The sequence below is a fragment of the Nonomuraea sp. JJY05 genome, assembly GCF_043496855.1.
In the GTDB taxonomy this organism is placed as follows: domain Bacteria; phylum Actinomycetota; class Actinomycetes; order Streptosporangiales; family Streptosporangiaceae; genus Nonomuraea.
This window is the reverse complement of record NZ_JBIEIS010000017.1, coordinates 11,051-32,777: the sequence shown is the minus strand read 5'-3', so window position 1 is coordinate 32,777 and position 21,727 is coordinate 11,051. Positions and strand designations below refer to the sequence as shown.

Genomic DNA, 21,727 nt, shown 5'->3' with positions numbered 1-21,727 from the left:
CCGGGATGAAAGTTTCATCCGCGTTCCGGGGCATTCAACGAGCATGCGGGGTGGCGGACACCTCCGCGAGGATCGCCCTCTGTACACGGATGGAACCACGGCAGACCATGGGAGCGCTCCCAGCCCTCTAACACTGGAGATGATCGCTCGTGAGACTCCAACGCGGCCTCCGCAAATGGGCCGTGACCGTGACCGCCGCGAGTGTCGCGGCCTTAGGGCTCGTCGCCGGCCAGAGCACGGCCGCCAACGCCGCCGTCGCCTGCGACGTGACCTACTCTGCCAACTCGTGGACGAGCAGCCCCGGCCAGGGCGGTTTCACCGCGAACATCACGTTGAAGAACACCGGTGACCCCATCACGTCGTGGAACCTGGGCTTCGACTTCCCGACCACGGGTCAGAAGTACACCCCGACGGGCTGGGGGGCCAACTGGAGCCAGTCGGGCACGCGGGTGACCGGGACGAACATGTCGTACAACGGCAGCCTGAGCACCGGCGGCTCGGTCTCCATCGGCTTCAACGGCAGCTGGACCGGCAGCAACCCGAGCCCGACCACGTTCACCGTGAACGGGGTCACCTGCGGCGGCGGCAACCCGGCCACCCCGTCGGTGGTCACCTCGGCCAGCTCGGTCGCGGTGAACGAGGGCGGCACGGCCACGTTCACGGCCAAGCTCTCCTCCGCGCCGTCCGCCAACGTGACCGTCACCACGACGCGGGCCAGCGGTGACACGGACCTGTCCGTCAGCTCGGGCGGCTCGCTGACCTTCACCCCGTCCAACTGGAACACCGCCCAGACCGTCACCCTGGCCGCGGCCCAGGACTCCGACACGACCGCGGGCACCGCCTCCTTCACCGTCGGCGGCACCGGCGTCACCCCGGCCACGGTCTCGGCCACCGAGGTGGACGACGACGCCGTGGTGGAGCAGTCGATCATCGTGACGCCGACCGCGGTGACCGTGCCCGAAGGCGCCAGCGCCACGTACACCGTGCGCCTGGCCGCCGCGCCGACCTCGAACGTGACCGTCACCTCGACGGCGGGCACCGGCGACACCAACATCACCGTCTCCAGCGGCGGCAGCCTCACCTTCACGCCGTCCAACTGGAACACCCCGCAGACGGTCACCCTGGCCGCCTCCGAGGACTCCGACACGGCCAACGGCAGCCGCACGATCACCGTCACCTCGACCGGTCTGACCTCCAGGACGGTCACCGCCACCGAGGCCGACAACGACGGCGGCACCCCCGGCGGCCACGTCGAGAACCCGTACGCCGGCGCCACCGGCTACGTCAACCCCGACTGGAAGGCCAAGGCCCAGGCCGAGCCCGGCGGCTCCGCGGTGGCCAACACCTCCACCGCCGTCTGGATGGACCGCATCGCGGCCATCGCCGGCTCCTCCTCCGTCATGGGCCTGCGCGCCCACCTGGACGAGGCCGTCAGGCAGGACGCCGCCAACGGCTCCACGCCGCTGACCGTCCAGTTCGTCATCTACGACCTGCCCAACCGCGACTGCTCGGCGCTGGCCTCCAACGGCGAGCTGCTCGTCGCCGAGAACGGGCTCAACCGCTACAAGACCGAGTACATCGACCCGATCGCGGCGATCATGAGCGACTCCGCGTACTCGAACCTGCGCATCGTCACGATCATCGAGCCCGACTCGCTGCCCAACCTGGTCACCAACCTCAGCTTCCCCAAGTGCGCCGAGGCCAACTCGACCGGCGCCTACGTCGACGGCGTCCGCTACGCGCTCAACAAGCTGCACGCCATCACCAACGTCTACACCTACATCGACGCCGCCCACCACGCCTGGCTCGGCTGGGACTCGAACTTCAACCCGACGGTCAATCTCTTCTACAACACCGTGGCCGGCGCCACCGCCGGTGTGGACAGCGTGGACGGCTTCATCGTCAACACCGCCAACTACGGCGCGACCACCGAGCCGTACTTCACCATCAACACGATGGTGAACAACACCTCGGTCCGGCAGTCCAAGTGGATCGACTGGAACTGGTACGTCGACGAGCAGTCGTTCGCCACCGCCCTGCGCAGCGCCCTCATCTCCAAGGGCTTCAGGAACGGGCTCGGCATGCTGATCGACACCTCGCGCAACGGCTGGGGCGGCACCGCCCGCCCGAGCGGGCCGAGCACCTCGACCAACGTGGACGAGTTCGTCAACCAGTCGCGTACGGACCGTCGCATCCACGCCGGCAACTGGTGCAACCAGAGCGGTGCCGGTCTGGGCGCGCGGCCGACCGCCAGCCCGGCGGCCGGGTTCGACGCCTACGTCTGGATCAAGCCTCCGGGCGAGTCGGACGGCGCCAGCTCGGACATCCCGAACGACGAGGGCAAGAAGTTCGACCGGATGTGCGACCCGACTTACCACGGCAACAGCCTCAACGGCAACAACCTGAGCGGCGCGCTGCCCAACTCGCCACTGTCGGGACGCTGGTTCTCGGCGCAGTTCCAGGAGCTGCTGAGGAACGCCTACCCGCCCGTCAACTGACGACAGTCAGGGCCGGGGACCATCGCCCCCGGCATGAGCCCGAGGGACCCGCCTGACCCGGGTCTCTCGGAGGGACCCGCCTGACCCGGGTCCCTCGAACACCAGAAGGGGCCCCGTCCGCGGGGCCCCTTCACCTACTTCTGAGCCCTGCGCCACTCCGAGACGATCTTGTCGACGTCGAACGGCATCAGGTTGAGCGGCGGGCCGGACAGCCCCGTCCTGATCGCGTCGCGGATCTTCTGGTTGATCTCGTCGAGGATCCGCCGCACCTCGGTCTCCGACCTGGCCCCGCGCGCGTCGGCCAGCGCCTCCTCCGCCTGCTTGCGCAGCGCGAGGGTGGGCGGCAGGGGCATCGACAGCCCCTCGCTCTCGATCTTCTGCTTGATCCACCACATGTCGTCGTGCGGCCGGTCCGGCAGCGGCTCCCCGGCCCCCGGTAGGTCGTCGAACTCGCCGCGCTCCTGCGCCTCCCGGATCTGCCGGTCGATCCAGCTCTCGAACGGCATGCCCACGGGTTTGCGCTCGGTCAAGACGGCCTCCTCAGGCCAGGTTGTGACTCGGGGTCAGCGGGCCACGCCAGCCGAGCATGGCCTCGGTCATGCGTACGGACGCGACCGTGGCGGCCACGTCATGCACCCGCAGGATGCGGGCGCCCTTGACGATCGAGAAGACGTTGGCGGCGATCGTGCCCTCCGTCCGCTCCCCCTGGGGCCGGTCGAGCGTCTCGCCGATGAAATCCTTGTTGGACAGGGCCACCAGCGTCGGGTAGCCGATCGCGGTGATCTCCTCCAGCCGCCGGGTGAGCTCGAGGGAGTGGAAGGTGTTCTTGTTCAGGTCGTGGCCGGGGTCGATGATGATCCTGTCAGGGGCGATCCCGGCCTCCAGCGCGTACTGGACCCGCTCGCGCAGATAGCCGGCCACCTCGGAGACGACGTCCTGGTAGCTCGGCCGGAAGACGCGCCTGCCCGGGCCGCCGAGGCTGTGCGTGACGATCACGCTGACGCCGGACTTGGCGGCGAACTCCGCCATCCCGGGCTCGCGCAGGCCGTTGGTGTCGTTGATCACGTCCGCGCCCGCCTCGACCGCCGCCCGCGCCACCTCGGGCCGGTGGGTGTCGACGGAGATGACGGCGTCGGTGGCCTTCCTGACCTCGGCGATGACCGGGGCGACCCGGTCGATCTCCTCGTCCGGGCCGATCTGCGCCTGAGCCGCGCTGAAGGCGAACCCGCCGATGTCCACCCAGTCGGCCCCGTCGTCCACGGCCCGGCACGCGGCCGCCACGGCGCTGTCGAGCTCGAACGTACGACCCTGGTCGTGGAAGGAGTTGGGCGTCCTGTTGACGATGGCCATGATGGCGACCTGGCGCGCGAAGTCGAACTCCCGCCGCCCGATGCGCCGGACGGGCGAGATGATCCCGGGGGAAAGCGCTTCGCCGCTCACGTAGTGAGCCTACCTGCCCCTCAACCGCCCGGGGCGGAGCGGGGGTCAGGCGGTGAAGCGGCCGAAGGGGCGGCAGCCGGCCATCACGCGGGTGCGTTTCATGGCCTCGTGGGTCGCGCGATCGGGCCCGCTCGGCAGCCGCATCGTGAGCAGGACCGTCGTCCCCTCAGGACCGGTGTCGAAGTCGGCCGTGTCGCACAGCCGGCGGATGAGGTAGATCCCCCTGCCGCCCTGGGCGAGGTCGAGCGGGCTGGTGCTGCCGTTGACGTACCCGTCGGGGATGCCCACCCCCTCGTCGGACGTCTCCGAGCGGATGACGCCGTTCACTGTCCACAGCTTGAAGTACCCATGCCCGCCCCCGTGCTCCACGGCGTTGACGACGCTCTCGTGCACGGCCAGGACGAAGTCGTCCAGCCGAGGGCTGCTCAGCCCGCAGCCCCTGGCGTACTCGGCCACGGCGCGGCGCAGCCTGGTGACGTCGTCGAGGGTGAAGGGCTGGGCCATCAGGGTCCGCATGCGCTCCCTCCGTGTCGTCCGACAGGGCGGCTTTCGCGCTTCAGGACCTCGCGCCGTGTGTCACGTTCCCCCGGAGGAGACGACTTACACCCCGGACGTCCCACCGACGCCGGCGGCGAGCTCCTTGACGCGGCCTACGGGACCGCCGTCGGGGGCCAGCGGCGCGGTGTCCATGCCGGCCCCGTCGTGCAGCCCCTCGAACAGCTCCCGCATGGCCTCCCACGACGGGTGCCGCGGCGTCCACCCCAGCACGTCCCTGGCGCGGTCGGTCTTCATGATCGGGGCCCGCAGGACGAGGTCCAGCAGGCCGGGCGCGGCCGGCAGGAGCCGCATGTGCCAGGCCGCCGCCATGACCGTCCTGGCCACGGTGGGCGAGACCGGCACCGTACGGGTGCCGAGCAGCTTGGCCAGGTCGGGCGGGTCGAGCACGGGCGCGGCGGCGAGGTTGAACGCGCCCCGCACCTCCTTGGTGACGGCCAGCCGGTACGCCTGCGCCGCGTCCTCCGCGTGCAGCGCCTGCAGCCGCAGGCCCGGGATGTCCGGCACGAACGGGACCCGCCCCTCCTTGATCAGCCATCCCGGCACGAACGGCCCGCCGAACAGCCTGCGCTGCTCGGTGGCGGCCACCCGCTGGAAGATGAACCCCGGCCGCATCCGCACCACCCGGATGCTCGGGTGATCGTGCTCGAAGACGTCGAGCACCCGCTCGACGTACGCCTTCTCCCGCCCGTACGCGGCCCCGGGCCAGCCGTGCGTGGGCCAGCTCTCGTCCACCGCCCGGTCCTTGGGCCCGGGTGAGTACGCGCCCACGGAAGAGGCGTGGACGAGCGCGGGCACTCCCGCCTCGGCGACGGCGCGGAAGACGCGCATGCTGCCGAGCACGTTCGCCCGCCAGGTCGTCGCCGGGTCCCTGGTGGGCTGGAACAGCCACGCGAGATGGACGACGGCGTCCGCCCCGTCGAAGATCCGTGTCAGATCCCCGGTCGCGACGTCCGCCTGCCGCCAGTCGGTGCGGTCGATCCGCCACCCGGGCAGCCGACGGGCGACCCCGACGATCGAGGTCACGCCGTCGTCGGCGGCCAGCGCACGCACCACGCTGGTGCCGACGTTCCCGGTTGCCCCCACCACGACGACTCTCATGGGTGCTTCGCTGCCCGCCGATCGGGCAGCGAAACCCCTATGACCTGCCAGATTATGGCTGGAGCAGGATCTTGACGGCTCCGTCGGACTTCTTCTGGAACATCTCGTACGCCATGGGCGCCTGTTCCAGGGGCATCCGATGGGTGGCGAGGTCCATCACTCCGAGCGGATCGGACTCGTCGGTCACCAGCGGCATCAACGCGCTGGTCCACCGCCGGACATGGGCCTGCCCCATCCGCATCGTGATGCCTTTGTCGAACATGCGCAGCATGGGCATGGGGTCCGTCATGCCCCCGTAAGTGCCGATGACGGAGATGACGCCGCCCCGCCGTACGCAGTCGATGGCCTGGTTGAGCGCGGAGAGGCGGTCGACGCCCGTGTGCGACATGAGCGGCGCGGCCACCGCGCCCGGCAGCATCGTGGTGAGCGTCTGCGCGAGTTTGGCGGCCGGGGAGCCGTGGGCCTCCATGCCGACCGCGTCGATGACGGAGTCCGTCCCCCGCCCGGAGGTCCGCAGGCGGACCTCCTCGGGGACGTCGGTGATCTCGCTCGCGTCGATGACCTCGGCTCCGTGGCGGCGGGCCATCTCCAGGCGCTGCGTGACACCGTCCACGCCGATCACCCGGTAGCCGAGGTGGCGGGCGATGCGGCAGCACATCTGGCCGATCGGGCCGAGGCCGAAGACCGTGACGCTGCCGCCCTCGGGCAGCTCCGCGTACTCGACGGCCTGCCAGGCGGTCGGCAGCACGTCGGACAGGTAGATGAAGCGCTCGTCCGGTGGCCCCTCGGGCACCTTGATCGGGCCGAACTGCGCCTCGGGCACCCGCAGGTACTGGGCCTGCCCGCCGGGCACCTGGCCGTAGAGCTTGGTGTAGCCGTACAGGGCCGCTCCCGTGCCGTGCTCGCGCAGCTGCGTGGTCTCGCACTGCGCGTAGAGCTGCATGCCGCACATGTGGCAGTGCCCGCAGGAGATGTTGAACGGGATGACCACGCGGTCGCCCGGCTTGATGTTCTCGATCGCGGAGCCGACCTCTTCGACGACGCCCATGGGCTCGTGCCCGAGAATGTCGCCCTCGGCCATGAACGGCCCCAGCACCTCGTACAGGTGCAGGTCGGAGCCGCAGATCCCGGCGCTGGTGACCCTGATGACCGCGTCGTTGGGCTCCTTGATGACCGGGTCGGGAACCTCCTCGACCCGTACGTCGCGCTTGCCGTGCCAGGTGACTGCCTTCATGGTGTCTCCTTACGGAATGGGCACAAATGCCGCATACCCCTGCATAAGCCCTCAAACCGGCGGCTGCTCTTGGCAGCCTCCCGACACGCCTGGATCGCGGCAAAGGGCGAAGGCTCCATGCCAAAGTGCTTTACACGCTCCGTATTGGGTGAGTAACTATTGGTAGCTGACGCCTGACAGAAGGAGCCGCGCGCATGCCGGTGAGCTTCACTCAGCACAACGTTGGATCACGCATCGACCGCCGCCTGGCCGGTTTCCTCGAGACCTGGCGCGCTCCCGTCGACGACCCCGACGTCGAGGCGGCGTACCAGCTGCTCACCGACTTCGTCCTCAACGGCGGCAAGCGCATCAGGCCGCAGCTGTGCTACTGGGGCTGGCGGGGCGCCGGCGGGGGTGACGGCGAGGAGATCATCACCGCCGCCGCGTCCTTGGAGCTGTGCCACGCCGGCCTGCTCATCCACGACGACATCATGGACGGCAGCGAGCTGCGGCGCGGCCGGGCCACCGTGCACAGGAGCCTGGCCGGGCTGCACCGCGGCCCGGGCTCGGACGCGTTCGGGCAGGCGGGCGGCATCCTGCTCGGCACGCTGAGCCTGGCCTGGTCCGACACCATGCTGTCGTCGTGCGGCGTGGAGCCGCACCGGCTGCGGGCCGCGCACCACGTGTTCGACACCATGCGCACCGAGGTCATCAGCGGCCAGTACCTCGACGTCCTGGCCCAGCTCCGCTCGGGCGCGAGCGTGGACGAGGCGCTCACCGTGATCCGGTTCAAGACCGCCAAGTACACCGTCGAGCGGCCGCTGCAGATCGGTGGCGCGCTGGCCGGGGCCTCGATGGAGCTGCTGGAGTCCTACTCGCGCTTCGGCCTGCCGCTGGGCGAGGCCTTCCAGCTGCGCGACGACGTGCTCGGCACGTTCGGCCAGGAGTCGGAGACCGGCAAGTCGGCCCTGGACGACCTGCGCGAGGGCAAGCACACCGTGCTCGTCGCGCACGCCGTACGGCGGGCCACGCCCGCCCAGCTCGCCCATCTCAGGAGCTGGCACGGCAACCCGGAGCTGACCGAGGAGCGCGCCGAGGAGGTGCGGCAGATCCTGCGCGACACAGGAGCGCTGGCCGAGGTCGAGGAAATGATCGAAGACCGCGTGCGCGAGGCCGTGACGGCGCTGGCCGCGGCGCGGATGGAGCCGGAGGCGGCCAGAGCGCTGGCCGTGCTGGCCGACCAGCTCGCGCACCGCACCAAGTAGGGGGTTCCCCGATGGGACAGGTACTTCTCGCGGCCCCGCGCGGCTTCTGCGCGGGCGTCGAGCGTGCGATCAGCACCGTCGAAGAGGCGTTGAGCCGCTTCGGTCCGCCGGTCTACGTGCGCAAACAGATCGTCCACAACACGTACGTGGTCGACGACCTCACCCGGCGCGGCGCGATCTTCGTCGAGGAGCTCGACGAGGTCCCCGACGGCTCGCTGGTCGTCTTCTCCGCCCACGGCGTCGCCCCGGCGGTGAAGGACGAGGCGGGGCTGCGCGGCCTGCGGACGATCGACGCCACCTGCCCGCTGGTCACCAAGGTCCACAAAGAGGCCGTACGGATGGCCGGGGCGGGCTACGAGATCGTGCTCATCGGCCACGCCGAGCACGAGGAGGTCGAGGGCACGTTCGGCGAGGCCCCCGACCGCATCCACGTCGTGGACCCGGCCAGGCCCGACGAGGTGACGGCGAGCGGCTCGCGCCCGATGAGCTGGCTGTCGCAGACCACGCTGGCCGTCGACGAGACCATGCAGGCCGTCGCCGAGCTGCGCAAACGCTTCCCCCAGCTGGTCGACCCGCCCAGCGACGACATCTGCTACGCCAGCCAGAACCGCCAGGAGGCGATCGCCAGGATCGCCCCGCGGTGCGAGCTGGTCATCGTCGTCGGCTCCGCCAACTCGTCCAACTCGCGGCGGCTGGTCGAAGTGGCCCTCGGCGCGGGCGCGGGCGCGGCGTACCTGGTCGACCGGGCCGCCGACGCCGACGAGCGCTGGCTCGACGGCGTGCGGACCGTCGGGGTCAGCTCCGGCGCCTCCGTCCCCGAGCGGCTGGTCGTGGACCTGCTCGGCTGGCTCGCCGCCCACGGATACGACGACGTGGAGCCGGTGACCGTGACCGAGGAGACCCTCACGTTCTCCCTGCCGCTCGAAATCCGATCCACCCGCAACCCCGGCTAGGTCCCAAACCCAGATTGGTGGTGCAGCACGATGACCGAAACGACGAACCCGACCACACCCGAGGCCGTCAACGGCAACGGACAGCTCAGCCTCAGCACCGAGGCCGCCAGACAGCTCTCGACCACGACCAAGACGGCGCCGCAGATGCAGGAGATCACCTCCCGCTGGCTGCTGCGGCTGTTGCCGTGGGTGCAGTGCTCGGGCGGTGTGTTCAGGGTCAACCGGCGGCTGACGTACGAGCTGGGTGACGGTCGCATCACGTTCAGCACGACCGGTTCGGACGTGCGGGTCATCCCTGCGGAGCTGACCGAGCTGCCCATGCTGCGCGGCTTCGACGACATGGAGGTGCTGGGGGCGCTGGCCGACCGCTTCGCCCAGCGTGAGGTGGAGGCGGGCGAGGAGATCGTCTCCGAGGGCCGCCCCGTTGACCGGCTGGTGCTGATCGCCCACGGCCGGGTGGCCAAGGTGAGCCGCGGCGCGTACGGCGACGAGCAGAACCTCGGCGTCCTGGCCGACGGCGACCATCTCGGTGAGGCGACGCTGACGGAGGGCGGCCGTTTCGACTTCACCGCGCGGGCCAAGACCAAGACCACCGTTCTCACGCTGTCCCGGCAGGACTTCGAGCAGCTCGTCGAGCAGGCGCCCGGCCTGCGCGAGCACCTGGACCGGTGGCTTTCCGCGAGCGGGGAGCACGCCCACAACGACTACGGCGAGGCCGCGATCGACATGGCGGCCGGCCACAGTGGCGAGCCCGTGCTGCCCGGCACGTTCGTGGACTATGAGCAGAGCCCCCGCGAATATGAGCTGAGTGTGGCGCAGACGGTCCTGCGGGTGCACACCCGGGTCTCCGACCTGTACAACCAGCCGATGAGCCAGCTCGACCAGCAGCTCCGCCTCACCATCGAGGCCCTGCGCGAGCGGCAGGAACACGAGATGATCAACAACAAGGAGTTCGGCCTGCTCCACAACGCCGACTTCAGCCAGCGCATCCGCACCCGCTCCGGCCGCCCCACCCCCGACGACCTCGACGACCTGCTGGCCACCGTGTGGAAGGACCCGGCGTTCTTCCTGGCGCACCCGCAGGCCATCGCGGCCTTCGGCCGGGAGTGCAGCAAGCGCGGCGTCTACCCGCAGTCCATCGAGGCCTTCGGGCACAAGGTGCCGGCCTGGCGGGGCATCCCGATCTTCCCGTGCAACAAGATCCCGGTCTCCTCCACGTACACGACCTCGTTCCTGCTCATGCGTACCGGCCAGGAGAACCAGGGCGTCGTCGGCCTGCACCAGACCGGCATCCCCGACGAGTACCAGCCGAGCCTGTCGGTCCGGTTCATGAACATCAACGAGAAGGCGGTCATCTCCTACCTCGTGAGCGCGTACTACTCGCTGGCGGTGCTCGTGCCTGACGCGCTCGGCGTGCTGGAGGACGTCGAGGTCGGCAGGAACGGCTGAGCGAGAGACCGGACGGCCGGCACCGCCTGCGCGCGGTGCCGGCCGAGTACTTACCTGAGGGAGTTGCCATGAGCCAGCCGTTCGAACTGCCGGACTTCTACATGCCGTATCCGGCGCGGCTGAACCCGCATCTCGAAGAGGCTCGCGCGCACTCCAGGCAGTGGGCGCGCGAGCTGGGCATGTCCGAAGGCTCCGGCATCTGGGAGGAGGCCGATCTCGACGCCCACGACTACGCGCTGCTGTGCTCGTACACGCATCCCGACTGCGACGCCGTCGAGCTCTGCCTGATCACCGACTGGTACGTGTGGGTCTTCTTCTTCGACGACCACTTCCTGGAGGTCTTCAAGCGCACCGGCGACCTGGCGGGCGGCAAGGCCTACCTCGACCGGATCGCCCGGTTCATGCCGATGGGCGATGACCTGACCATGCCCGAGCCGACCAACCCGGTCGAGGCGGGCCTGGCCGACCTGTGGGTGCGTACGGTGCCCAGCAGGTCCGCGGACTGGCGGGCGCGCTTCGCCGAGAGCACCAGACACCTGCTGAACGAGTCCCTCTGGGAGCTGGCCAACATCAACCGGGGGCGGGTGGCCAACCCGGTCGAGTACATCGAGATGCGCCGCAAGGTCGGCGGGGCTCCCTGGTCGGCCGGGCTCGTCGAGCACGCGGTGGGCGCCGAGGTGCCCGCCCGCCTCGCCGGGACGCGGCCGCTGCGGGTGCTGAAGGACGCCTTCTCGGACGCGGTCCACCTGCGTAACGACCTGTTCTCCTACGAGCGGGAGGTCGGCGACGAGGGTGAGCTGAGCAACGGCGTGCTGGTGCTGGAGAGGTTCCTGGGGTGCGGCACGCAGGAGGCCGCGGACGCGGTCAACGACCTGCTGACCTCGCGGCTGCAGCAGTTCGAGCACACGGCGCTGGGCGAGCTGGGCCCGCTGTTCGTGGAGTACGGCGTCGACCCGCTCACCGCGGCCGGCGTGCTGGCCTACGTCAAGGGGCTGCAGGACTGGCAGTCGGGCGGGCACGAGTGGCACCTGCGCTCCAGCCGGTACATGAACCGGCGGGTCGCCGCCCGCAAGCCGCTCGGCATGCCGTCGATCGTCAACCTGCTGGGGGCCAAGCGGCTGCGTACCTTCACGTACATGCCGTACCAGCGGGTGGGGCCCTCGCGGATCCCCGACCTGCGCATGCCCTTCCAGGTGCGGCTGTCACCCCATCTCGACGCCGCCCGGCGCAACACCGTGGCCTGGTGCGGGGAGATGGGGATGCTCGACTCGAGCGTGTGGGACGAGGGCCGGCTGGTCGACCTCGACCTGCCTCTGTGCGTCGCGGGCATGCATCCCGACGGCAGTCCCGAGGAGCTGGATTTGGGGTCGTACTGGATGGCGTGGGGCACGTACGCGGACGACTACTTCCCGGCCGTCTTCGGCCGGTCACGCAACCTCGCGGCGGCCAGGATCGCGGTGGAGCGCTTCTCGGCGTTCATGCCGCTGGACGGCTCGCCCGCGCCGCCGCCCGCGAGCGTCCTGGAGCGGGGCCTGGCCGATGTCTGGGCGCGTACGGTGGGGCCGATGCCGCCGGAGGGGCGCCGCGAGCTGCGCGAGGCGGTCGAGAGCACGTGCCTCGCCTGGCTGTGGGAGCTGGGCAACCAGTTCGCCAACCGCATCCCCGACCCCGTCGACTTCATAGAGATGCGCAGGCAGGCCGCCGGCAGCGATCTGACCATGGGTTTCACCCGGCTACGGCACGGCCGGCGGCTCCCCCGTGAGCTGCGCGAGAGCGGGCCGATCCGGTCGCTGGAGAACACCGTCGCCGACTGCGGGACGCTGATCAACGACGTCTTCTCCTACCAGAAGGAGATCGAGTTCGAGGGGGACCTGCACAACGGCATCCTGGTGGTGCAGCACTTCTTCGACTGTGACTATCCGACGGCGCTCGGCATCGTGACCGACCTGCTGGACTCGCGGATGGGCCAGTTCCAGCACATCGTCGAGCAGGAGCTGCCGGTCTTGTCCGAGGACCTCGGCCTCGACGCGGACGCCCGGCAGGACCTCGACGCGTTCGTGGACGGGCTGCGCAACTGGGTGGCCGGGGTGTTCCACTGGCACCACAACTGCTCCCGGTTCGACGAGGACTCGCTGCGCCGCCACAACCGGGTGCCCGAGCGGCGGCTGGGCGGGCCGACGGGCCTCGGCACCTCGGGGGCCTACGCGGGCAGGTGATGGGCACGGGGCTCGTAGAACCAGCCCATCATGCGGAGCAGCCGGCGCTGGTACGGCGTGACGTTGTGCAGGCGGATCCACCGTTCCGCGGGCGGCAGCGTGGGCATGACGAGCACCCGCAGGCCGGAGACGTCGATGAAGGTCAGCTCGCCGGTGTCGACGACGATGTACGCGCCCTGGCGGCAACCCTCCAGGGCGCCGGCCACCGCGGGACTGTTGGAGGCGTCGATCTCGCCGACCAGCGCGACAGACGGCGGTCCGGGCGCCGCGCGCACCGTGATCGTCAGCTGCCCATCCTGGTAGAGCAACCGCTCTTGGACGCTCACGCTCTTCGCCCCCCAACACGCACGCTCTGGGGGTGTAATCCTGCTCTGGCAAATAACCAAAACCCAGGTTACACGAAGTATGTTTGGCTATGTAATTTTCGCCGGAAAATGACCGGATTGCGGGGAAATTATGAAGGGCACGGCATGGCCGTGCCCTTCACTGCTGCGGATGATCCGACTCGGACGGTGCTTCGCCGGCCCGGGAGCGCTCCGGCAAGGTGCCGCCACGGGGCCGTGGCTACCTGAGCGCCCTCACGTCAGGCGTGCGCGCTCAGTTGTTGTCGCCCACGTTGGACTGGTTGTTGAGCAGGTTGATGTCGAGGTCCTGCAGGTGACCGATGGTCGCGGCGTCGATGTACTTCACGGAGTCGTTGAGGACGTCGTTGGCCAGCGTGAGGTCGTCGAGCAGGCTCAGCTGGCTGAGGATCTGCTGCTTCTTGTTGAACGCGTTGGGGCCGACGTCGGCGGAGGCGCTCGTTGCCGAGAACCCGAGCAGGCAACCCGCGATCGCTGCACCAGCGAGAATGCGACGCATCATTTCTTGTTTCTCCTTCGTCGGAATTGGCGCGGGATGCGCGTCATCGTGAATCACTCGCACCGGGCTGCGAGATTCCAGGAATAACATTCTCGCGACGCCTCGACGGGCCGCAACCCGACTGTGCTAAGCCGGAGTCAAATACGCGCAGCATTTCCTTGATTGTTGATCATGGATCGTCCGGATATATACGACTAGCTCGGATTTGCCCTGGGGTGGTGTGGGGGCAGTTTTTCAGCTTATGGCCATACGGACACCCCGTATGGCCAAAGTCCGTTTTATCGCCATAGAGAAGGAGGAATGTTATCGGGTGAACGGGCCGGCGGAGGCGCGTCGACGGGAGCGCTGAATATGTCATGAATGGAACACGGCGACTGCTGCCAATAGCACTCGCAGCGGCGATTCTGTGCGCCGTTCCGGCCATTCCCGCGGTGGCCCGGCGATCGGCGGGCGGATCGATCGCGGTACGTGCGGCGATAGAGATGATCGGCGTCCCGTACTCGTGGGGCGGCGGCGGGGTGAACGGTCCCGGGCTCGGCACCGGAAGAGGCGCCAAGACGTGGGGATTCGACTGTTCCGGGCTCACGGAATACGCGTGGGCGCGGGCGGGGGTGTCGATCGGCTCGACCACGCGGGAGCAGTGGCGCTCCGGGATCCGGATACCCAAGGAGCGGGCGGAGCCGGGGGATCTGATCTTCTTCGACAACGACTCTCACAGTCCCGGGCCTGAGCACGTCGGCATCGTCGTGGACGCGACGCGGATGGTGCACGCCCCGTACACCGGGCAGTCCGTCCGGGTGGACCCGCTCGGCAGGCGCACCGTCCTCGGCGTGGTCCGGCCGAGCAACGCCGGGATGAACGGCCACGCGCTGAGCTCCGCGGCCACCGACGACGGTGCCGCCCCGAGCTCCGCCGCCGTGAACGGCCACGCGGCCCAGGTCGTCCTGCAGTGATCGACCTGGGCCGCGGGACGGTGAGCTCGGTGCGCACCAGGCCCGTGCCGTGGGCTCGCGAGCGTCCACGGCCCGTTTTCGCGGTTCACCTCAAGGCACCAGGAAGACGACCTTGGCCGGGCGGAATCCCCTCCAGGGAACCGCCGATCGGCTTCCTGCCTACGCCACGAGAGGAGCCGTCAGTTGTTGTCGCCCGTGTTCTCCTGGTTGTTCAGGATGTTGGCATCGATGTCCTGCAGGTGGAGGAGGGTCAGGATGTCGACGTACTTCACGGAGTCGTTGAGGACGTCGTTGAGCGCGGTCAGGTCGTCGAGTGCGCTCAGCTGACTCAGGATGGACTGCCCGCTGTTGTGCGGGTTGGGGCCGACGCTGGCCGATGCTCCCGTTGCGGAGAAGCCGAACGCGGCGGCCGCGATTGCTGCACCGACCAGAATGCGACGGATCATGTGTGCTTTCCTCCATGGAACGGCGCCGGAATTCCAGCGCCTAGTCGTTTGTGCAGGGCTGTGAGGTGCCGGAAATAACCATCGCGGCAGGCGGCCCCGACTGCAACTCAAAAAGCCCTCCTCGTGGCCAACGCGGCACCTCGTTTTCTTGGCCCGGGTTTTTCACGCCCGTCGACGGAACGCGACTCACGCGCGAAGTTCGGAGTCCTTTCGGCGGGATACATTTGGGCTCTTCCCGCACCTGACGGGCCGATCCTGCACTGCCGTTTAGGAAACGATCGTCCGAAACTTGAGAAGCGCTCCTACGCCTCCGGGCGTACCCGGAGAGCCCTCCGGAGGCTGACGTGCCGGGTGAACAATGCGGCGAGGATGGCGGACGAGTTCGCTCAATGCGGAGGTGAGATCGATGCGGCCGCGTATCCGCAAGACGGTCCTGGTTATCCATGTCGTCGCGTCCGTCGCGCTGGCCGGCGAGGTGTGGGGCCTGGTCGTGCTGAATACGGCGGCGGCCCTGACAAAGGACGCCGGGCTGGCGCACGCGGCCTATCGGCTGATGCCCGCCTTGGTCTTCGCGGGCGGCATACCGCTCAGCCTCATCGCATTGATCAGCGGCGTCACGCTGGGGTTGACCAGCCATTGGGGGCTGTTTCGCTATTACTGGGTGGCGGCCAAGCTCGTACTCCTGGTGGCCGTGATCTGCGTGGGCATGTTCCTGTTCGACCCCGAGGGAATGGTGGCCGCCACCGAAGGCGGCGCCGCCGCCCCCGCCGCTCGCCAGTGGGGGCAGGTGGCCGCGCTGGGGACGCAGATCGCCATGCTGATGACCGCGACCACGCTCTCGGTCGTCAAACCCCGCCGCAAACTCCGGTGACGGCCGGGTGGGTGGCGGGACACAAAAACGACCATGAATTCCACCCCGCCGCGGCTCGTCACCGCCGTCCTCGATCACGCCGCGGACTTCGCCTACTCCTGCGACCCCGCCGTCGGCCGCCTCCTCGCCACCGCCGCGCACCGCCCGGAGCCCCGGGTGTGGCCCGCACCGCGGTCCCCAAGCGGCGCACCGGCCGTCGGTGAGCAGCCCGGTTACGAGGGGGTGGTGAGGTGGTCGAGGGCGGTGGAGAGGCGGTGGAGGGCGGCGAGGCAGTCGCGGGCCACGTCCGCCCCCAGCTCCTCCACCAGCCGATCGGCGAAGGCCTGGTGACCGGGGTTGATCTTGGCGATGGCCTCGCGCCCGGCGGCCGTGGGCTGGAGGAGCTTGGCGCGCCGGTGCGCCGGGTTGGGCCGGTATTCGGCCAGCCCCCGCTCCACCAGCAGGTCGGCGATCCGCTGCACCCCTTGCCTGGTCATCCCCATGACGCGAGCCACCCCCGCCACGGGGAGCGGCTCCCGCAGGACCGCCCCGAGCACCTGCCACCAGGCCGCCGTCATCCCCGCCGGGCGGGCCAGCCCCTCCGCCACCTGCAGGAACTGCCCGTTGAGCCGGAACGAGCCCAGCGCCAGCCCCGAGAGCAGCTCCCCCGTCTCCGTCATGCCGCCATCAACACCTCGAACGCCGACGCGTCGCTGCTCCCGAACAGCCGGAACCACGCGTCCAGCACCTCCGGCCGGTAGATGTCGAGCCGGCGGAAGATCTCCCGCGCGAACGCCACCGGCTCCGTGGGACCCGCCGTGATCAGGTCGCCCCCGAGCACCGCGTCCCGGTCGAGGTAGTGCCCGGCGCCCGCGTAACCCTCCTGCGCCTGCAGATACTGCACCACCGCGCTCGTGTGGTCGCGCGAGTCCAAAAGCCCTTCGCGGGCTAGCCCGGCGGTGGCGCCGCAGATGGCCGCCACCGGCACTCCCGCGTCCAGGAACTCACCCGCCTTGGCGGCGAACGGCGTCAGCGACGCGCCCATGTCCCACAGGTCGGCCCCGGGCAGGATGAGCAGCGCGCTGGAGTCGGGCGAGAGCTGGTCGAGCGTCAGGTCCGGAGTGACGCGCAGCCCGCCCATGCTGACGACGGGGTCCGCGGTCAGGCCCACGGTGACGATCTCATAGCCGCCCGGCTCGCGCTGGTAGCGCCCGTTGCGCAGGTGCGCGGTGGCGTGACCGGTCTCCCAGTCGGCGAACGTGTCGTAGACGGCGTGGTGCACGATTTCCTTCATGACAACATCTTGTCATTTCGACAACATACTGTCAATGCGCAATCGTGGGAGGATACTTCCCATGGCAGAGATCGTCGGCGGGGGACGTCCGGTCAACGACGCCGAACGGCGGGTGATCGCTTATCTGCGCGACCACGCGCCGGCCGACTGGCTGCTGCTGCACAACATCGAGGTTCCGCGCGGCCACGACGTGTTCGAGGTCGACCTGATCGTGCTGACCGGCCACTCGATCGTGATCGTCGACGTCAAGGGCACCAGGGGCCGCATCGAGGTGTCGGGCACGCGCTGGTTCCCGCCGCGCAGGGAGGCGTTCGGCTCCCCCGTGGCCAAGCTGCGGGGCACCGCCAAGGCGCTGAAGGGCCTGCTGGTGTCCAAGGCGACCCAGCTGGAGCGGGTGTACGTCGACAGCCTGGTCGTGCTCTCCTCGCCCGACGCCGAGCTGATCGACCCGGCAGGGCGCGACGCGATCAACGTCACCGACCTGCCCGGCCTGCTCGCCACGCTGAGCGACGTCTCCAGGGTCAGGCGCGGCTGCAGCCCGGACACCAAGCCGTACCTCACCTCGATCCTCGACGCCCTCAACCAGACCGTACGCCGCAGCACCGCGCCGCCGAGGTTCGGCAACTGGGAGGTCGAGGAGCAGCTCGGCGGCGACACCAAGATCACCGAATACCGCGCGTTCAACGCCACGCTGCCGGGCAGCGAGACCGTGCTGCTGCGGGTCTACCAGGCCGACCCGCTGGCCGACCACCACGCGCGGGCGGCCGAGCGGCAGCGCATCGCCAACGCGTACCAGACCCTGGCCAGGATCCCCCCGCACCCGTGCGTGGTGCGCTCGCGCGACTTCTTCGCCATCGACGACGAGAGCCGGTTCGTGCTGGTGCTGGACGACGTGCACGGCGAGACGCTGCAGCTGTCGCTGGGCAAGGGCGCCCGGCTGGGCGTGATCCAGGACCTGCTGCGCGGGCTGGCGCACGCCCACGCCCACGGCGTCGTCCACCGGGCGCTGACCCCCGCCTCCGTCCTGGTCACCGACGACGGGCACGCGGTGCTCACCGGGTTCGACTACGCCAAGCCGGGCCCGCGCAACTACACCGTGGCCCACGAGCTGGGCAACGTGCTCGACGCGCACTACGTGGCGCCCGAGTGCCAGGAGCGGCCCGACCTCATGACGACCGCCTCCGACGTCTACGCGGCCGGCGCGATCGCCTACCAGCTCCTCACCGGCCAGTTCCCGACCAGCGCCGACGCCCACGGTCCCGACGTGCCGGAGGTCGTACGCAGGATGCTCGACCACTCCCCGGCCAAGCGCCCGACCGCCGCGGAGGCCCTTGACGCCCTGGAGAGCGCGCCGCTCCAGGAGTCCCGCCTCAAGCGACTGGTACGTCGTCTAGTGTCCCGATCATGACGATTCGCCTGCGTCCCGTCGAAGAGGACGACCTGCCTTTCCTGCACCGGCTCATGAGCGACCCCGGCAGCACCGGCGAGTTCCAGTGGTACGGCTTCCAGAACCCCCACCGCCTGCGCGGGCGCTGGCAGGAAAACGGCATGCTGAGCGATGACGGCGGCATCCTGATCATCGCGAACGGCGACGAGCGGATCGGCTTCATGTCGTGGAGCAAGCACGTCGCCACCCGCGCCAGCTACTACTGGGAGATGGGGCTGATCGTGGCGCCGGAGCACCGCGGCCAGGGCCACGGCACCGAGGCGCAGCGGCTGCTCGCGCGCTACCTGTTCGACCACTCGACGGTCAACAGGATCGAGGCGTCCACGGAGATCACGAATGTGGCCGAGCAGCGGGCGCTGGAGAAGGCGGGCTTCACCCGCGAGGGCGTCATCCGCGGCTCCGGCTTCCGCGCCGGGGAGTGGCACGACGGCGTGCGTTACAGCATGATCCGCGCCGACCTCGCCGGAAAGTCCTAGACAGGCAGGCTGCGGCGCAGCGCGCTGGCGTGGCTGAGATAGGTGCGCGCCAGCCCCGTGCGACCGGCCGAGCGGTACAGCTCGCCCAGGAGCTGCGTGGAGGAGGCCGCGCCGCTGAGGTCGCCGAGCTCCTGGAAGATCTCCAGCGACCGTTCGAGCCCGGTGGAGGCCCGCGTCAGGTCCCCGCGCGCCGCCTGCAGCCCGGCCAGGCTCTGCAGCGCGTACGCCCCGCAGTGCCGGTCCCCCAGCGACTCGAAGATCTCCAGGGCGTGCTGGTGGAACGACATCGCCTGGTGCAGGTGCCCCATCTGGAGGCACACGCAGCCCTCCCGGTGGGCGTCCCCGAGTTCCTGGGCCAGCCGCATGGCCTGGCCGAGCGACTCCGACGCCTGCTCCAGGTCCCCCGACTTCAGGCAGGCCCGGCCGATGGCCTGGCGGGCGAACGCCTCGCCGTGCCGGTCGCCGGTGGACACGAAGATGGACAGGGCGTCCCTGAAGTGGCCGAGCGAGTGCGCCGTCCGGCCTCTGAACTGGCTCACGGCACCGAGCCCGCAGATGGAGGTGGCCTCGGCCCTCCGGTCGCCCAGGTCGGCGAATATCCGGCGGGAGCGGGTGAAGCCCTCGGCCGCCTCCTCGTAGCGGTCCTGGTAGAGGCTGACCTGCGCCAGGCCCCTGAGCATGGCGGCCTCGCCGTACCTGTCGCCGGCCGCCCGGGCGGCGGCCAGGGCGGCCGTGTGGGTGCGCCGCCAGGTGCCGAGATGGCAGTGCAGGTCGAGGTACGGGACCATGGCCGCGGCCAGCCCCCACGCCGACTCCGCGAGGCCCGACCCGGCCGCCACGTCCACCGCCCCGGCCAGCGCCTCGTGCTCGGCCTCGAACCACGCGACCGGGTCGGACGTCAGCCGGTCGAGCGTGCGATCGGGCAGCCGCCAGCGCGGCGCCCGGGCGGCCGTGAGGCTGAACACGGTGGTCGGCAGCCGCGCCATGGCGTGCTCCGCGGTGGCCGTCCACGCCGCCAGCACCCTGGCCACCGCGTCGAGCCGGGGCCCGGCGCTCTCCCGTCCGAGCGGGAAAGCCGGAACGCGTTCGAGCGCGTGCCGGCCGATGAGGTCGGGGACGCGGTAGCGCGGCTGGCCCACCGCGTCGGTGCCGACCAGGTCCAGCAGGCTGACGTCCACCAGCAGGTCGGTCACGTCGTCGGCCCCGTGCCGCCCGAGCGCCGCGTCGACCACCCATCCGGGCTGCGCGGACGCGCCGAGCAGGCCGAACGTCGCGAGCGTACGAGCGGCCTCGGCGGGCAGGCGCGCGTATCCGTCGTCGAAGCTGGCCCGCACGTCCCGTAGCTCGCCGAGCCAGCCGTCCTCCAGCCGCTGCCTGAGCACCGACAGCGACCACCCGGGCCGGGCGGTCAGGCGCGTGCCCGCGTTCCTGACGGCCAGCGGCAGCCCGCCGCAGGAGGCCACGATGGCCAGTGCCGCCTCGCGCTCCCGGGCCACCCGGTCCCCGCCCGCGATGGAGCCGAGCAGGGACAGCGCCTCGTCGGGCGCCAGCGGTCCAAGCTGGACCAGCACCGCGCCGGGCAGCTCGGTGATGCGGCGCCGGCTGGTGACGATCACCGCGCTGCCGTTGCCGGGCAGCAGCGGGCGCACCTGGTCCGCGTCGCGGGCGTCGTCGAGCAGCACCAGCATCGGCCGTCCGGCGAGCAGCGACCTGAACAGCGCCGAGCGCTCGCCCACGGTCGGCGGCACGTCAGGAACGCCGAGCCCCCTGAGCGCCTCGGCCAGCAGGTCGCCCGGCTCCCGCAGGCCGAGCTCCAGGTGGAGCTGCCCGGAGGGGTAGTCGGCGCACAGCGCGTGCGCCGCGTGGACGGCCAGCGCCGACTTGCCCGAGCCCGGCGGCCCCGAGATCACCGCGACGGAGAACGGCCGGCCCAGCGCGGCCACCTCGCCGGCCCGGCCGGTGAAGTCGGGGAGGCGGGGCGGGAGCTGGCGGGGCACGGCGGGCAGAGCCTCGTCCGCCAGGATCAGCTCGTACGCGCCGCGCAGGTCGGCCCCCGGCTCGACGCCGAGCTCGTCCACGAGCTGGGCCCTGACCGTGGCGTAGGCACGCAGGGCCTCGGCCTTCCTGCCGCCGCTGTGCAGGGTCAGCACCAGCCGCCCCCACAGGTCCTCGCGGTACGGGTGCTCGGCCAGCAGCCCGCGCAGCTCGGACACGGCCCCGTCGTGGTCCCCGTGCCGGATGCGCCGGTCGATCAGCGCCTCCGCGGCACGCAGGCGTACCTGGTCGAGGGGTTCGAGGCGGCGGTCCCAGACGGGGCTGCCGGGCAGGTCGGACAGCGGCGCCCCGCGCCAGAGCGCGAGCGCCTCGGCGAACTCGCCCCGATCGACCAGGGCCTCGAACTCCAGCAGGTCGAGCTCGCCGTCCCCCACGTCGATCGCGTAACCGACCCCGGCGGCCCGCAGGAGCGAGGGTCCGAGGTCGGCGCGGAGCGAGCTGACGTACGTACGGAGGTTGGCCTGGGCCGAGCGGGGCGGGCGGTGCGGCCAGAGCACTTCGGCGAGCCGATCGGCGCCGACCACGTGGCCCGCGTCGAGCAGCAGCGTCGCCAGCAGCATGCGTGGCTTCCTGCCGGAGATCCGGACGGGACGGCCATCGCGACGGACCTCCAGCGGCCCGAGCACATGGAAGGTGACCGGCACATCGGCTCCTC

20 protein-coding genes are annotated in these 21,727 nt (G+C 70.4%); 9 read left to right on the top strand and 11 right to left on the bottom strand.

The window, feature by feature from the left end; translation table 11 throughout:
• Positions 1-149: 149 nt before the first annotated feature.
• Positions 150-2,498 (top strand): glycoside hydrolase family 6 protein, encoded by a 2,349-nt coding sequence (locus tag ACFKCF_RS26750; protein WP_394497700.1) that lies wholly within the window; start codon positions 150-152, stop codon positions 2,496-2,498.
• Between the two features lie 134 nt (positions 2,499-2,632).
• On the opposite strand, the gene ACFKCF_RS26745 is transcribed toward ACFKCF_RS26750, so the two are convergent.
• From ACFKCF_RS26745 to ACFKCF_RS26725, 5 genes are all read right to left on the bottom strand, one after another.
• Positions 2,633-3,028, bottom strand: coding sequence for a DUF1992 domain-containing protein (locus ACFKCF_RS26745; RefSeq protein WP_394497698.1), 396 nt, complete (start codon positions 3,026-3,028; stop codon positions 2,633-2,635).
• A 10-nt stretch (positions 3,029-3,038) separates the two neighbouring features.
• Positions 3,039-3,938 (bottom strand): dihydropteroate synthase, encoded by a 900-nt coding sequence (gene folP, locus ACFKCF_RS26740; protein ID WP_394497697.1) that lies wholly within the window; start codon positions 3,936-3,938, stop codon positions 3,039-3,041.
• Positions 3,939-3,983: 45 nt separating this feature from the next.
• Positions 3,984-4,454, bottom strand: coding sequence for an ATP-binding protein (locus ACFKCF_RS26735; protein ID WP_394497695.1), 471 nt, complete (start codon positions 4,452-4,454; stop codon positions 3,984-3,986).
• Between the two features lie 84 nt (positions 4,455-4,538).
• Positions 4,539-5,594 carry an NAD-dependent epimerase/dehydratase family protein gene (locus tag ACFKCF_RS26730; protein ID WP_394497693.1) on the bottom strand — a complete coding sequence of 352 codons (1,056 nt, stop codon included), beginning with the start codon at positions 5,592-5,594 and terminating at the stop codon, positions 4,539-4,541.
• A gap of 52 nt (positions 5,595-5,646) precedes the next feature.
• Positions 5,647-6,828 carry a zinc-dependent alcohol dehydrogenase gene (locus ACFKCF_RS26725; protein WP_394497691.1) on the bottom strand — a complete coding sequence of 394 codons (1,182 nt, stop codon included), beginning with the start codon at positions 6,826-6,828 and terminating at the stop codon, positions 5,647-5,649.
• Positions 6,829-7,022: 194 nt separating this feature from the next.
• Here ACFKCF_RS26725 and ACFKCF_RS26720 point away from each other — a divergent pair, with 194 nt between their 5' ends.
• From ACFKCF_RS26720 to ACFKCF_RS26705, 4 genes are all read left to right on the top strand, one after another.
• Complete coding sequence (locus ACFKCF_RS26720) at positions 7,023-8,072, top strand: polyprenyl synthetase family protein (protein ID WP_394497689.1); 1,050 nt, start codon at positions 7,023-7,025, stop codon at positions 8,070-8,072.
• 11 nt (positions 8,073-8,083) lie between these two features.
• Positions 8,084-9,025: a 4-hydroxy-3-methylbut-2-enyl diphosphate reductase gene (locus ACFKCF_RS26715; protein WP_394497687.1), complete on the top strand. Its 942-nt coding sequence runs from the start codon at positions 8,084-8,086 to the stop codon at positions 9,023-9,025.
• Positions 9,026-9,055: 30 nt separating this feature from the next.
• Complete coding sequence (locus ACFKCF_RS26710) at positions 9,056-10,474, top strand: family 2B encapsulin nanocompartment shell protein (protein WP_394497685.1); 1,419 nt, start codon at positions 9,056-9,058, stop codon at positions 10,472-10,474.
• Between the two features lie 68 nt (positions 10,475-10,542).
• Positions 10,543-12,690 carry a germacradienol/geosmin synthase gene (locus ACFKCF_RS26705; protein WP_394497683.1) on the top strand — a complete coding sequence of 716 codons (2,148 nt, stop codon included), beginning with the start codon at positions 10,543-10,545 and terminating at the stop codon, positions 12,688-12,690.
• On the opposite strand, the gene ACFKCF_RS26700 is transcribed toward ACFKCF_RS26705, so the two are convergent.
• Both ACFKCF_RS26700 and ACFKCF_RS26695 read right to left on the bottom strand, forming a co-directional pair.
• Positions 12,675-13,016 (bottom strand): STAS domain-containing protein, encoded by a 342-nt coding sequence (locus ACFKCF_RS26700; RefSeq protein ID WP_394497681.1) that lies wholly within the window; start codon positions 13,014-13,016, stop codon positions 12,675-12,677. The genes ACFKCF_RS26705 and ACFKCF_RS26700 overlap by 16 nt on opposite strands.
• A 271-nt stretch (positions 13,017-13,287) precedes the next feature.
• Entirely contained in the window at positions 13,288-13,554 is a 267-nt protein-coding gene (locus ACFKCF_RS26695) for a hypothetical protein (protein WP_394497680.1), read from the bottom strand.
• A 428-nt stretch (positions 13,555-13,982) separates the two neighbouring features.
• On the opposite strand from ACFKCF_RS26695, the gene ACFKCF_RS26690 reads away from it, so the two are divergent.
• Positions 13,983-14,504 carry a C40 family peptidase gene (locus ACFKCF_RS26690; RefSeq protein WP_394497678.1) on the top strand — a complete coding sequence of 174 codons (522 nt, stop codon included), beginning with the start codon at positions 13,983-13,985 and terminating at the stop codon, positions 14,502-14,504.
• A 179-nt stretch (positions 14,505-14,683) separates the two neighbouring features.
• On the opposite strand, the gene ACFKCF_RS26685 is transcribed toward ACFKCF_RS26690, so the two are convergent.
• Positions 14,684-14,950, bottom strand: coding sequence for a hypothetical protein (locus tag ACFKCF_RS26685; RefSeq protein WP_394497676.1), 267 nt, complete (start codon positions 14,948-14,950; stop codon positions 14,684-14,686).
• Between the two features lie 406 nt (positions 14,951-15,356).
• Here ACFKCF_RS26685 and ACFKCF_RS26680 point away from each other — a divergent pair, with 406 nt between their 5' ends.
• Positions 15,357-15,821: a hypothetical protein gene (locus ACFKCF_RS26680; protein WP_394497675.1), complete on the top strand. Its 465-nt coding sequence runs from the start codon at positions 15,357-15,359 to the stop codon at positions 15,819-15,821.
• 212 nt (positions 15,822-16,033) lie between these two features.
• Here the strand turns inward: ACFKCF_RS26680 and ACFKCF_RS26675 are convergent, their stop codons facing one another.
• Together ACFKCF_RS26675 and ACFKCF_RS26670 are read right to left on the bottom strand one after the other, a co-directional pair.
• A complete protein-coding gene (locus ACFKCF_RS26675; RefSeq protein ID WP_394497674.1) occupies positions 16,034-16,480 on the bottom strand; it encodes a MarR family winged helix-turn-helix transcriptional regulator in 447 nt (148 codons plus the stop codon).
• On the bottom strand, positions 16,477-17,094 hold the full coding sequence (locus ACFKCF_RS26670) for a type 1 glutamine amidotransferase family protein (protein ID WP_394497672.1): 618 nt from the start codon (positions 17,092-17,094) through the stop codon (positions 16,477-16,479). The genes ACFKCF_RS26675 and ACFKCF_RS26670 overlap by 4 nt, the downstream gene beginning before the upstream one ends.
• A 61-nt stretch (positions 17,095-17,155) precedes the next feature.
• On the opposite strand from ACFKCF_RS26670, the gene ACFKCF_RS26665 reads away from it, so the two are divergent.
• Both ACFKCF_RS26665 and ACFKCF_RS26660 read left to right on the top strand, forming a co-directional pair.
• Complete coding sequence (locus ACFKCF_RS26665) at positions 17,156-18,502, top strand: NERD domain-containing protein (RefSeq protein WP_394497671.1); 1,347 nt, start codon at positions 17,156-17,158, stop codon at positions 18,500-18,502.
• A complete protein-coding gene (locus ACFKCF_RS26660; protein WP_394497669.1) occupies positions 18,499-19,017 on the top strand; it encodes a GNAT family N-acetyltransferase in 519 nt (172 codons plus the stop codon). The genes ACFKCF_RS26665 and ACFKCF_RS26660 overlap by 4 nt, the downstream gene beginning before the upstream one ends.
• Here ACFKCF_RS26660 and ACFKCF_RS26655 read toward each other — a convergent pair.
• Positions 19,014-21,716: a BTAD domain-containing putative transcriptional regulator gene (locus ACFKCF_RS26655; RefSeq protein ID WP_394497667.1), complete on the bottom strand. Its 2,703-nt coding sequence runs from the start codon at positions 21,714-21,716 to the stop codon at positions 19,014-19,016. The genes ACFKCF_RS26660 and ACFKCF_RS26655 overlap by 4 nt on opposite strands.
• Positions 21,717-21,727: the final 11 nt, after the last annotated feature.